Raw genomic sequence first — 11,652 nt, 5'->3', positions numbered from 1 at the left:
CCCGGCGCTTTTTTTGTTTAGCGACACCTCTAAGGCCCGGCATGAGACACGCTGTTCTGTGTGAAGGCCCGCTCGGGTGTTCTTCTGGCTCAGAACCTGAAGGGTGAGGAGGATCAGGAATTGATCCGGTGGATCAATTCCCCGACGAACGGTTCAAATCCTGCCCCGCAACCAAAATCAAAGCGCCGCGGCACAAGCCCGGCGCTTTTTTTGTTTAGCGACACCTCTAAGGCCCGGCATGAGACACGCTGTGCTGTGTGAAGCCCCGCTCGGGTGCTCGTCAGTCTCAGAACCTGAAGGGTGAGGAGGATCAGGAATTGATCCGGTGGATCGCTTCCCAGACGAACGCTTCACCTGCCCCCGCAACCAAATCAAAGCGCCGAGGCATCAGCCCGGCGCTTTTTTTATATTACGGTGCTTTGGCCGGAGTCCTTACAACCCAGTACGCTCGCAACGTTCGTCTGGGTGGCCAGTTGCCGCAGCGGGCGGGAATTGGAGAAGCTCGGCCAGGCTCAGGACCTGAAGGGTGCGGAGGACCAGGAATTGATCCAGTGGATCAATTCCCCGACGAATGGTTCACCTGCCCCCGCAACCAGATCAAAGCGCCGCGGCACAAGCCCGGCGCTTTTTTTGTTTAATCTGGCCCTACGATAGGCGCTAGCCCCGCGCGTCGGATAGCCTCCAGTGCAGGGCCTTTGGCGCAGTGGAATGCTAAACTCAACCCTTCTAGCTGCACATCCGCCGTACGTTCCTCCAAATATCTAGTTCGTTTCCCATGTGAGGTTGGAGCCGGGGAATGCAACGGAAAGGCCGGAGCCTGTTGAGAAGAGCACGCCGAGTTCACCGATGGACATCACGCTGGAGGAGGGGTTGAGGAGTGAGCCCTCATGGAAGATCTGGTTGTTCGTGGTCTGGAAATAGCGGTTTCCGGGCAAGCTGATGCCGGAGATCTGCACCGGCGCCTGAGCAACATTCCGCAGCAGGACGCGGGCAAGGTGGGGCTCCTTGCTGACGCGCTCGAGGTAGTACGAACGAAGCGTGCCGTCACTTGCAAGGTGGGCGCACTGCGCCACCTTCATCGGGTTCAGTGCTGCCTCTGCAAGGATTTCACCGGTGTCCCGGTCGAAGGCGGTAGTGGTGAGCGGTTGGCTCTGGCTGAGTACATCCAGCCAGAAGAGGGCGCCGGTCACATTGTCGAAGGCGACGTTGGATCCGGACCAGCAGGGACGTTGCGGCTTTCGCCTCTTCTCGCGCAGAAGCTTCCCATAGTCCGATAGCGAGGAGGATCCCTTCGGTTGTTGCAGCCTCTCGGTGGCATCTTTGAGAGCTGTTCCCCCATGGAGGCCAGCCAACTTTCCGCTCTGTGCAAGCTCAATCGCGCGTCGTGCCAGTAAGTCGAGATCCGTGTGCGAGGTGGTGCGATCGGTCCCTGCATTCAGGAGCTCAGTGAGTGAGGCCTGCGTTTCGGTTGGTCGTGCGGGCTGCACAGGTCGGGTGACCTGCTGTACGGATTGGAGCTCCTCCGGTTCTGAAGCGGCTGGACCTCCGCCAATCAGCAGGTCTGCTGCCGTGTAGCGGCCGGCACTAAGCAGGTCGAGATCGATTTCCTGGCCGTCGGCTGGGTTGTCGATGCCAATGTAGAATGGCTCCAGGGGTACGGTGTCGTCGACCGTGCCGTCCGGCTTTTGCTGCCGCACCAGTGACCGAAAAGGAAGTATTGGCGCAAACTGCTGCGCGTAGGATTGCAGGAAGCCCGCCCATGAGTCGAGTTGCGCGGGAGGGACGGAACCCTCAGCCTCAATCAGTGTTCCATTGAGCTTGAAATGCAGGGTACGCGAAAGCTGTGCCTTTCGGCCAAGCGCAATCACCTCGCCAAGAATATCGTCATAGGTTTTGAGAGAGGAACGTATGGGGACCGAGTCACCTACGGTGTTCTTCACGAGCTGCAGGAGGTCGGTGACGCTTTGTTTTTCGGGCATGGTGCCGCCAATCACAACGGCTCCGTCCGAAGCCATGCTGAAAACCGCATCTGGAGCCTGTTTTGAGATTGCCGCTGCAAGCTCGTCGCGCAGCGTATCCAGCACCAGAATATGGGTCACCACGGGAATGCCGGTCTGATTGACCGCAGTGAGGGTGGCCTGCCTTTCATTCAATGTGTTCACCGCTCCGTCGAGATGCAGCGTTCCATCGCGTGCCTTGCGAATGGTTAGGTGGTTGGCGAATTCGAGGGATCGGATTGCCTTGGAAAGGGCCTTCTCCTGGGCAGGAGCCAGATTGCCCCCGAGCGTGCTCAGGAAGGTGAGGCTGTGGGGAATGACCCAGAAGCCGAGGAAGAGCAAGCCAGCGGCGGCGCCAAGAAGGGCCGTCCGCTGCTCGTCCCATAGGGCCCTGAGGTTCATGGGCTGATACAGCAGGCGACGGCGCTGCGTCGGCGGGGTGTCGGTGGTTCCCAGGTATGCCCAATCTGCGGCCATGGGCGCCACAGCAAAGCGTGTCATGCCCATGGTTACCACATCGAGCGGCCGCAGTTCATGCGCCTTGCCGTGCGGAGAGAGCGTCGGCCCACTGCGCAGCTGAATGGGTCCCGCCAGCGCCTGGAGCGATGCCCTTGCGTGGTCGACCGTGAGCTTCGCATGATGCGGGCTGAGCGAAACGTCAAGGATCTGAATGTCCGCATCGTCCGCTGAGCCGAGGATATAGGTTCCATCGACCAGCGACACGTCCACACCAGCCTGTACGCCGCTGAGTATCTTGAGGATTACGGAGTCGATATCGTGCTTGGACATGGATCGCCACTTATGGAATGCATATTATAGTAAGATATTATAACTGTGAATGGACGTTACTTTATTCGTTTCTCTTGCCATGAATAGGACAAGTTTATAAATAAATATCCTTGTATCAGGCCCCGTGTTTGTATGGAACCCATTTTGGTCTGTATTGGAATGTAATATTACGCAGTGAACTTTTGAAATTTTGTCGGTTTTTATTCAATTCTGATTGTTGGGTGTCGCGTTTGAATTTGGATGAATTTTTTGCCCGCGAGGCTTTTATCAATTCAGAGTTCTCGAGCCTTCAAAGGGAAGTTCTCGTAGAGCTGTTTGGGCATGGCCATATCCGCAACTTCAGGACGGAGGAATTCGTTTACCTGCAGGAAGATGAACCATCCTGCGTGTATTTCGTAGTTTCTGGTCATATCCGGCTTTCCTATCTGTTGGAAGACGGTACGCCGATTCTGTTCAGTGTCTTGCCTGCGGGCGAAAGTTTTGGAGAACTGGGTGTGTTTGATGGCGGAGGCCATGCTGAAATGGCCACTGCCATAGGCGATAGCTCGGTTCTGGCCATCCCTCAGGCAACGTTGTTCGGGCTATTTGAAAACTACGGCGAATTAGAGAAAGTATTAGGACGAACCGTTGCTCGGCGATACAGGTCTTATATGCATCTGAGCCGCATCCTGGGACTGAAGTCTTTGGCGGGCCGACTGTCGCAGTGTCTTGTCCGGCTCGCTGACGTTCTGGGTGATCGCGTTGAGTACAATGGCCGGGAAGTGTTGCAGATCGGGCCGTATCTGACCCAGACAGACCTCGGCCTGATGGCGCGGGGAGCCCGGGGAAACGTGAACCGGACGCTGAAGGCCTGGGAAGCGGAGGGTTGGATCGCCATGGACCACCGCCGGATACTTATTCTTGAGCGCAATAGCCTGGAGAACGCGGCGTTTACTGACGATTATTGAGGTTGGGAGAAACTGCAATGACCGATGAAATTACACCTACGGACTTGACCGAGGCCCTGCAGGGACCTGACAGGGAGCAGGTCGCCAGTGGAATTCGCGAGCAGTTCGCGCGGCTATCGGAAAGAATTGCCCAAGACATGACGAAGGGTTTGTCCCCGAAGGATTTTGAGGCACAAAAGAAGATCAGTCAGGCTGTGAAATGTTCCACTCGCATATTTGAAAAATATATGAAGACTTAAGGCTTATTGTTATGGCAATTAATCCACTTGCAACTCCTGGAAGCTCCTTATCGCGCGCCGGCAATCTCCCCGCAGATGACGGCGGTCTCGATGTTGTAACCATTGGGAATAAACTCGCGGGAGTTGGAGTCGAGACCAAAACCGAGCTCGACGCGCTTCTGAACAACACCAACATGCCTGAATCCGAAAGAACCTTGAGGGCGCAGATGCTCGTGCAGACATGGACGATGGCCCTCAACATGCGCACGAACATGGTCAAGGCCGTAGCGGACACGATCAAGGCAATCATCCGCAACATCGCCTAAGATAGCTGACATCGAGTTGACGTGCTGCGTATCTCCAGAAAGACGTGACCATGGTTGCAATTGACTTCCCGTCCGCGGCCAAGGCCTTGCTTCCAAGTCTTGATGACGTGAAGACCGTGCGCGGCACGTACATGGATGAAGCGGTTGCGCTTGAAACCGATCCGGGTACGCAGATGGTGGATCTGGCGGAAGAAATCGGTATGGCGGTCGCCTATCGAGGTGACCGGCGCCTGCTCGAAGGGCGCCGGCTCCGTACGATCAGCAGTCTCCATGAACGCATTTTGGAGCGTATCGCAAGATACAGGCGGGATCTTCCACATTTACCGGGAGCGGCCTCCATTCAACGCTTGTTGGAGCGGCTGGTTGCGCTGGAGCCGCGTTTGTCTGGCGACCACCAGGAGGACGGAGCATCAGAGCTGCTTCGGAATGTGCAGGCGGAGTTGCAGGCCTACGATCCTGACGTGACGCATCAGTATGTGGCGCTCAAGCTCGTGCTTCAGCATCTGGAGGGGCGGCAGATTGATCTCCGGCTGAGGCGAGCGCTTCAGGATCTGCGGGCTGGTTTCGATGAGGCTGCGCGAAAGCGTGATGTGCGAGCAGGCTTTGCTGCTGCAATTCCCGCCTCAAAGGCTGCTGCGATCGGCGGGGATCCGGCTTCCGTGCGCGCCGCATACCGTTTGCTGATTGCCGATGCGGCCAACATTGCGCAGATCTTCCATCTCCTTCGCCGGTTTGACCTCAAGCGCAGATTTCGCAAGGTGATCGGCATCTTTATCAGGGCTGCCGCCAGGGATCTTGCCAGCACAGGCCCTTCGACGGACCGTGGCTATATCCGAGCGCTGATGTCGGAACTTGACCGACTTCGCAAGGCAAAGAGTGTGGTCCTCATGTCGGCAGAACTCATGGATCAAACCAACCGACACCTTGATGAGGCACAACGTGTTGAGGATGGTGAGATGGATCTGGCCGAAGACATGCTCTCCTTCGCCTGCAAGGAGCGTCCGGGCTATGCAGACGCACGCGAGCTGATGCGTTTGCACGAGGTAAGTCCCATGGCCGCCAAGCTGGTCTTCGCCAACGGATTGCGCGATCTCCACGGCGAGCTTCCGGCCGCCGTCAGTCCATCCTCAAAAGCCTATCTCGCGCAGCGAGCAGCCATCCTGCGCATGTTGGAAATGCTTGTGGAGCAAGAGGAGGAGGAACTCCAGGTGAGCGAGGCTGGCTCCCGATAGGCCTCTGCGGGAAAACCGCTTTTCCTCCAAAAGTTAATAGCACCAGGACCGGGATGTTTCAGCATTCCGGAAACAGTTGAAGAGACCTAGAGCGTCAACATGACATTCTCTGCCCCTATTGAACGCTCCATCAAGGACTTTTCCGCACGGATGGGGCTGGACGTTCCCCGTGGTCCCCGCGAAGCCTACAGATTTCAATTTTCAAGCGGCTGCTCCTTCACCCTGACCGCGGCGTCCGACGAAGATCGTACGATCGCGACCCTGATGTTCAAGCCACGCTTCTGGGACGACAACATCTTAGAAAAGCTTTTCGACCTTGCCGGTCACGAGTGGAAGGAGGGTCGGCTCCTCCGACCGTCCGTCACGCTCGGGCGAGAAATCACGCTCGCGATCGTCATCGATGATGAAGCAATGAGTGTCCAGGGCCTGGACGATTGCCTGCGCAAGCTGCTTGAGCTTAGCCGAAGCCTCCGACAGGCGTGACATCCTACAGAACCCCGTTATCTGCAGCCAGCTTTTGTGCGTTCGCAACCAACCGGGTTCATGATGACTTTCAAGCCAGGGTAGGCGAAATCATGCTTCTTTACATCAGAGGCAGCGTGGACAATCGCGGCAAACATCACCCCCAGGAGGCCGCCATTGGTTGCGACGGAATAGTTCTCCTGTTCGGTGAGATTAAACGCAGATACGGTAAGAACACCAGGTCTATATCCCTTGGCATCACAGCGGGCCATTATAGGACGTGAGGCATACCCATAGTCCGGGACGTTAACTTGGGCAGGTGTCACAACGGAGGCGGTGTATCCGTCGCTGCTCAACTTGCAGCTGACTCCTTCCAGCTCAACCAACTTGCTGGTTTCCCCGCTGGTGGAGATGGCATTGGCAAACGTTCGCACCGTAACAACGTCTTGTCCGCGCAGGGGTGGTATGTCCTGGCCCGCCTTTCGATGTTCAACAAGTACATCACCGTCATGGATGTTCGGGTTGCTGGGAACAGCCACTGTGGACATCGCAATAGGCTTAGGTGTCTGGCATGCGTGCAGCGGAACTAAAAGAAACAGCAAAGCGTATCGTGTTACAATTTTCATATTGTATTAATCTTACATTAATGGTTAAAGTACGTATGCTTCAAAGAAAAAGAATAGTTCGATCTGATATAGAATAAGATCTAGCGTTTCAAGTCGGGATATGCCTGAAATTGCTGCAGGCCTTGCAGAACCCGGGTGATCTCTTCGATCTCTGCAGACGTTCTTGACACCCTGGGAGTGATAAGCACCAGCAGTTCTGTACGTGAGCGGGTGTCGCTGTTGGAACGGAAAAGCTGACCTATGATAGGGATCTCCGATGCCACCGGGACGCCCCTCTCGGAGAGGTCCTTGCGCTCCTGGATGAGGCCGCCGAGCAGCACGGTGCGTCCGGATTGGGCAAGGATGCGGGAGGTAATATCCCGTGTGGAGATGGTAGGACGATAGTCCCCCTTGATGCCGCTGTCCGATACCTTCGACACAGACTGCAGGATCTCCAGGCTGACCGAGTTGTTGGCATGGATTCGAGGCGTAATCTGCAGGACGATACCCGTGTCCAATATCTGCGTCTGGCTGGTTGTCGTCGTCTTGCCGTCTACGATGGTGCTCTGGTTGGTGACCGCGAACGGCACCTGATCGCCAATGACAAGCCGCGCCGGCTCACCATCGAGCACGGTGAGGTAGGGCGACGAAACGATGCGTGTGTTGGCCAAGGTTCGCAGCGTCTTCAGCGCTGCCTGCACATTGACGTGGCCAATGTCAGTCGTGGCGCCCAGCAGCGAGTTGTCTGTTGTGGGGTTACTGCCATTGCCGAAGCTTATGCCGCTGTATTTCAGGAGGAACTCGACACCCGACTGGATCGTATCGTTGAGCTCAACCTCCACCACGGTGGCTTCTATTATGACCTGCGCCTGGGGTACGTCGAGCAGCGCCACGACCTCCTTCATCCGCTTGAATACGGTGTAGGTGGAGTGAACGAGGATCGAATTCGTCCGATCATCGGAGACGATCCGCACATCACCTGTTGAAGAAGTACGCGTGGAGGCCTCCTCACCATCGTCGCTCTTGCTGGTTTTCTCAGCAGCCGCTCCTGTTACGGCTTCCGTCAGCGGCGCTAGTGGAGTTGGATCCCGCAGCCTGGTGCTCACTCCGGCGATCTTCGCTTTGGCCGCGTTTCCTGTAGGGGTGGAGACGGGCAGGTCAGCCCCGAAGATCTGGGCGAGCTGAGGCACGATCTGCGAAGGATGCAGGTGGGTGAGCGGAATGACGCGCAGGTCGCTTTGGTCGGTCGTCGAGCGGTCAAGCTGGGCCACGAGCTGGACAAGGTTCTTCATCAGCGACGGATGGGATGTTCCGACCAGGATCGCCTGCTGATTCTGCAGGGGCACGACCGTCACGCGCTCATGTTCCTGACGCAGTGTTGGTGCGTAAAGCGCCGTGATTTGCTGGGCCACAGCTTCCGGCGCACTGCGGGTGAGTGGCAGGATGGCGACCTGATCAAAGCCCACGGCAGTCGCGGAAAGCATCTGCAGCATCCGCTCCGTCGGGGCGAAATCGCTTGCATTAGCCTTGATGATCAAGCTGTCCGCGGCTCCTGATGGAATGATCTGGACGCCTGACGTCAGCAGCTGGTTTGCAAGCGTTGCGACCTGCTGGGCATTGCCACGCGGCAGCTTGACGACTTTCGTTCCCTCGGTGTCACCGCCCTTGGCCGCGTTCGCCTCGATCGTGTTGATCACATCCGCTGTACCGATGTGGTAAACGCCGTTGAGCTGCCTCATGACCAGGTTGTGCCGTGCGAGCAGGTCGCGCACCATCTGCAGCACCCGGCTCTTCGGTACGGCCGTATCTACCCGGAACGACGGGACCGTTGGAAGGTTGTCGGGCGCCATGTAGTTGACGCCGAGCGCGCCGCGCAGGAGCTGTTCCAGGATGTAGTTGAGCTTTGCGTTGGAGAAATTGATCGACACCAGCTCGTTGGGGTTGAACTGGGACGGTGACGAACGCGCGAGATCGTTGAGGTCTCTCGCGATCGCTCTTTGGTCTCCCTCGTAGGATGTACGCAGATCGCCGATATAACCCTGATACAGGCCCATCGTCCGTTCCTGCGCCTTCGCGTTGAAGGCGGCGGAATTGATAAGCTCCGCCCGGCGCTCCGGCTCATTGTTCTGCAGGCGCGGCGTGACGATGAAATCTGGGTTCAACGCATCCTGTACACTGCTGCACGCGGGCAAAGCGAGCAGAAGCAGTATCTGCAGGATACGAAGAGGCGTCGATAAGTACATACGCGAACATTCCAGGATCTGCGGACGTCGCGCGTCCAGATGCCCCCACGGATTTGCGCTATGACAGCGTAGAATCAGTCCAGGATTTCTACGATCTATAGAGCGAAAGAGTTAGCCATAAATATTGATCCTGTCTACGATCAAGCGCTGAAAAATAAGTATCTCTATTGTGGACGTAAGTTTGAGGTAAAGTATAGCAATTCTATCACGTAACTACTTCTTCGGAATCAAGTTTGATGCGATCGAGGGGCTGAATGTTTACCGTCGGTGTAAGCTCCTGGTACGATAGGACTGCCAGATTTGGGAAGTCCCGCTCGATTGCCTTGCGCGTAAATCTCCGTATATCGACTGAAGCGAGGACCACCGGTTTCACACTGCTGTTGGCAGCCGTCACCGACTTCTTGATGCTCTCGAGAATGGCGCGGTGGTCCGCCGGTGTAAGGGCAAGATAAGAGGCGCCGCTGGTCTGCCGGATCGCGGCACGGATGATGTCTTCGATCTTCTTCGAGATGATATAGGCAGGAATGATGCCCAACCCGCGCGAATATTTGTTTGTGATGTAGCGGGAAAGCGCGCTGCGCACATGTTCCGTCAGGATGATCGGATCCTTCTCCCTCTGCCCCCAGGTGACCAGGGCTTCCAGAATCGTGCGCATGTCGCGAATGGAAATCTCTTCACTGACGAGTCGCTGCAGCACTTCGGTCGTGGAGGTTGTGGGCAGGAGGCGTGTCACTTCGGTAACGAGATCCGGGAAGCTTGCCTGCATCTGGTTGAGAAGCTGCATCGTTTCCTGAATGCCGAGGAATTCGGCTGCGTTCGTCCTCAACACTTGCGTAAGATGATGCATCAGGACATCCAAGGTAGGCATGAACGGTATGCTCGCCTTCTCCAGGGCTGCCTGATGTTGTGGATCGACCCAGAGGCTTGGAGTGTCATCGAGGAAGTCCTTGCCGCGCGTGTAGGGAATCTCCAGCGCTTCCAGTGCCTCTTCGCTTTCCTGCACCAGTAGTTCGCGCGGCCGCATTTCACCTGTTGCCAGGCTCACCTCGTTTACGAGTATGCTGTAGTGCCCGTTGGGCAGATGTTGGTTTGGCCGTAAGAAGATGCCCGGTATCGGTACGCCAAGCTCATAGTAGAGCTCGCTGCGCACCCGCACGATTTCCCGATCGATGCGGCGGGGATCAAGCGCTTCACGGACCGTCGCCGAGACATCGACGAGAATGGGTATTGTGGGTGAGAACGTGACAGGCGTTGCATCATCTTCCCCACTCTTGATCGATGGCATGTAGGCGGATTCCGCAGAGGCTGCGCTGGCGCTTTTGGTTGATCGCAGCTTGAAAAAACCGCCTGCGCCGACCGCCGCGGCAAGACCAAGGAAGGTCAGGGTGGGCATTCCTGGGACGGAGGCAAACACCAGGAGAACGCCGGCCGTGACGAGCAGACTTTTCGGCTGGCTGACAAGCTGCACGGCGATATCGCTTGCCAGATCCTTGGCATCGGGCGTGGAGACCCGCGTCACGATGAACCCCGCGGTGACCGACACGAACAAGGCGGGGATCTGCGCAATCAGCCCGTCGCCCACCGTCAGCAGCGAGTAGAGATTGAGTGCTTCGGAAGCCGGAAGCCCGCGTTGGAACATGCCAATGGCCATTCCGCCGGCCAGGTTTACGGCGATGATGATCATCCCCGCTATGGCGTCCCCCTTCACGAATTTCATCGCGCCGTCCATGGCGCCGTAGAGCTGGCTTTCCTGTTCCAGTTTTTCGCGCCGGTGCTTGGCTTCAGCCAGGTCTATGACCCCTGCGCGCATATCGGAATCGATCGACATCTGCTTGCCGGGCATGGCATCGAGCGAAAATCTGGCCGACACTTCCGCCACACGTTCAGATCCCTTGGTGATCACCAGGAAGTTGACGATGGTCAGGATGAGGAAGATGACCAGGCCAACGACCAGGTTTCCACCCACCACGAACTTGCCGAAGGTTGCGATGATGTGGCCAGCGTGGCCATCGAGCAGGATCAGCCGTGTGGTGGTGATGGAGAGGGCCAGCCGGAACAGCGTCGTGATAAGAAGCATGGACGGAAATGCCGACAGCTCCGTCACATCCCTCAGGTAAACGGCTGCCATCAGGAGGATGACGGTCAGTGCAAGGTTGGTGGCTATCAGAAGGTCTACCAGCGAGGCTGGCAGAGGTAAAACCATCATGAAGATGATACTGACGATCAGCACGGCCAGAACCAGGTCGCTCCGCGCCGCCATTCGAATGAGAAGCTGCTTCATCCCCGCCCTATGGACTTAGCTGTTGGTGCTGATGCTGGACTCGACAGGCACGATCACCTCAAGCTGTGACAGCAGGAGCAAGGCCGAGCGGCGGAGTGAAGCTTCATCTCCGGCAAGCCGCATGGCGTCTTCCAGGTCTTCGCGAGCCTCTTGATACTGGCCGATGAGCAGGCAATTCTTGCCCGAAAGGAGATATCCGCGGGCATCATGGGGGGCGAGCAGGATGACATTCGCGGCAGCCTTGATGGCGAGGTCGTGTTCGCCCAATTCGGTTGCGCACCGTGCAAGTCCGATCTGTACATCCAGCTGGGTAGGATCGATGAGGCCCAGTCTGGCGTAGAGCTCGAACGCTTCCTTCCAGCGCTTCTGCTCTTGCATTTGGCCGGCGAGAACCAGCAAAGGATCGAATGCCCTGATGTCGAGATTAAGCTCTTCCGCAAGCGTCGTTGTAGCAACCCGGGCCAACAGTTCCGGATCAAGTCCCGCCGGAATCAATGGGGTGCGTGCGGTAGCTTTAGCCCCGCCCTTTGTCTTTTTCATCAATGTCTCGCG

Annotated in this window: 10 protein-coding genes; 5 read left to right on the top strand and 5 right to left on the bottom strand. The window is 57.1% G+C overall.

Annotated features, from left to right (window positions below; genetic code table 11):
• Positions 1-761 precede the first annotated feature (761 nt).
• Positions 762-2,786 carry an FHA domain-containing protein gene (locus IEX27_RS09360; protein ID WP_188720765.1) on the bottom strand — a complete coding sequence of 675 codons (2,025 nt, stop codon included), beginning with the start codon at positions 2,784-2,786 and terminating at the stop codon, positions 762-764.
• Positions 2,787-3,007: 221 nt separating this feature from the next.
• Here IEX27_RS09360 and IEX27_RS09355 point away from each other — a divergent pair, with 221 nt between their 5' ends.
• The 5 genes from IEX27_RS09355 to IEX27_RS09335 all read left to right on the top strand — a co-directional run bounded on the left by IEX27_RS09355 (position 3,008) and on the right by IEX27_RS09335 (position 5,992).
• Positions 3,008-3,733, top strand: coding sequence for a Crp/Fnr family transcriptional regulator (locus tag IEX27_RS09355; protein ID WP_188720764.1), 726 nt, complete (start codon positions 3,008-3,010; stop codon positions 3,731-3,733).
• 17 nt (positions 3,734-3,750) lie between these two features.
• Complete coding sequence (locus IEX27_RS09350; protein ID WP_188720763.1) at positions 3,751-3,972, top strand: hypothetical protein; 222 nt, start codon at positions 3,751-3,753, stop codon at positions 3,970-3,972.
• Between the two features lie 11 nt (positions 3,973-3,983).
• Positions 3,984-4,277, top strand: coding sequence for an EscF/YscF/HrpA family type III secretion system needle major subunit (locus tag IEX27_RS21560; protein ID WP_188720762.1), 294 nt, complete (start codon positions 3,984-3,986; stop codon positions 4,275-4,277).
• Between the two features lie 50 nt (positions 4,278-4,327).
• Complete coding sequence (locus tag IEX27_RS09340; RefSeq protein WP_188720761.1) at positions 4,328-5,509, top strand: HrpJ domain-containing protein; 1,182 nt, start codon at positions 4,328-4,330, stop codon at positions 5,507-5,509.
• Positions 5,510-5,608: 99 nt separating this feature from the next.
• Positions 5,609-5,992: a hypothetical protein gene (locus tag IEX27_RS09335; protein ID WP_188720760.1), complete on the top strand. Its 384-nt coding sequence runs from the start codon at positions 5,609-5,611 to the stop codon at positions 5,990-5,992.
• Positions 5,993-6,009: 17 nt separating this feature from the next.
• Here IEX27_RS09335 and IEX27_RS09330 read toward each other — a convergent pair whose 3' ends face one another.
• The 4 genes from IEX27_RS09330 to IEX27_RS09315 form a co-directional block, all read right to left on the bottom strand.
• The gene (locus tag IEX27_RS09330) at positions 6,010-6,597 is read right to left on the bottom strand and encodes a hypothetical protein (protein WP_188720759.1); all 588 of its coding nucleotides are present in this window, start codon (positions 6,595-6,597) and stop codon (positions 6,010-6,012) included.
• Between the two features lie 80 nt (positions 6,598-6,677).
• Complete coding sequence (locus IEX27_RS09325; protein WP_188720758.1) at positions 6,678-8,738, bottom strand: secretin GspD/PilQ domain-containing protein; 2,061 nt, start codon at positions 8,736-8,738, stop codon at positions 6,678-6,680.
• A gap of 286 nt (positions 8,739-9,024) precedes the next feature.
• Positions 9,025-11,100: a type III secretion system export apparatus subunit SctV gene (gene sctV / locus IEX27_RS09320; RefSeq protein ID WP_188720757.1), complete on the bottom strand. Its 2,076-nt coding sequence runs from the start codon at positions 11,098-11,100 to the stop codon at positions 9,025-9,027.
• Positions 11,101-11,115: 15 nt separating this feature from the next.
• Entirely contained in the window at positions 11,116-11,640 is a 525-nt protein-coding gene (locus IEX27_RS09315; RefSeq protein WP_188720756.1) for a tetratricopeptide repeat protein, read from the bottom strand.
• Positions 11,641-11,652: the final 12 nt, after the last annotated feature.

It is taken from the genome of Nitratireductor aestuarii, from assembly GCF_014641695.1.
GTDB lineage: Bacteria > Pseudomonadota > Alphaproteobacteria > Rhizobiales > Rhizobiaceae > Chelativorans > Chelativorans aestuarii.
This window is presented reverse-complemented; position numbering and strand designations above follow the sequence as displayed.

What these genes read in the sequence shown, in the direction of transcription:
- IEX27_RS09330 (WP_188720759.1), bottom strand. Translation starts at nt 6,597, where the DNA reads ATGAAAATTGTAACACGATACGCTTTGCTGTTTCTTTTAGTTCCGCTG.
- sctV (WP_188720757.1), bottom strand. Translation starts at nt 11,100, where the DNA reads ATGAAGCAGCTTCTCATTCGAATGGCGGCGCGGAGCGACCTGGTTCTG.
- IEX27_RS09360 (WP_188720765.1), bottom strand. Translation starts at nt 2,786, where the DNA reads ATGTCCAAGCACGATATCGACTCCGTAATCCTCAAGATACTCAGCGGC.
- IEX27_RS09350 (WP_188720763.1), top strand. Translation starts at nt 3,751, where the DNA reads ATGACCGATGAAATTACACCTACGGACTTGACCGAGGCCCTGCAGGGA.
- IEX27_RS09315 (WP_188720756.1), bottom strand. Translation starts at nt 11,640, where the DNA reads ATGAAAAAGACAAAGGGCGGGGCTAAAGCTACCGCACGCACCCCATTG.
- IEX27_RS09340 (WP_188720761.1), top strand. Translation starts at nt 4,328, where the DNA reads ATGGTTGCAATTGACTTCCCGTCCGCGGCCAAGGCCTTGCTTCCAAGT.
- IEX27_RS21560 (WP_188720762.1), top strand. Translation starts at nt 3,984, where the DNA reads ATGGCAATTAATCCACTTGCAACTCCTGGAAGCTCCTTATCGCGCGCC.
- IEX27_RS09335 (WP_188720760.1), top strand. Translation starts at nt 5,609, where the DNA reads ATGACATTCTCTGCCCCTATTGAACGCTCCATCAAGGACTTTTCCGCA.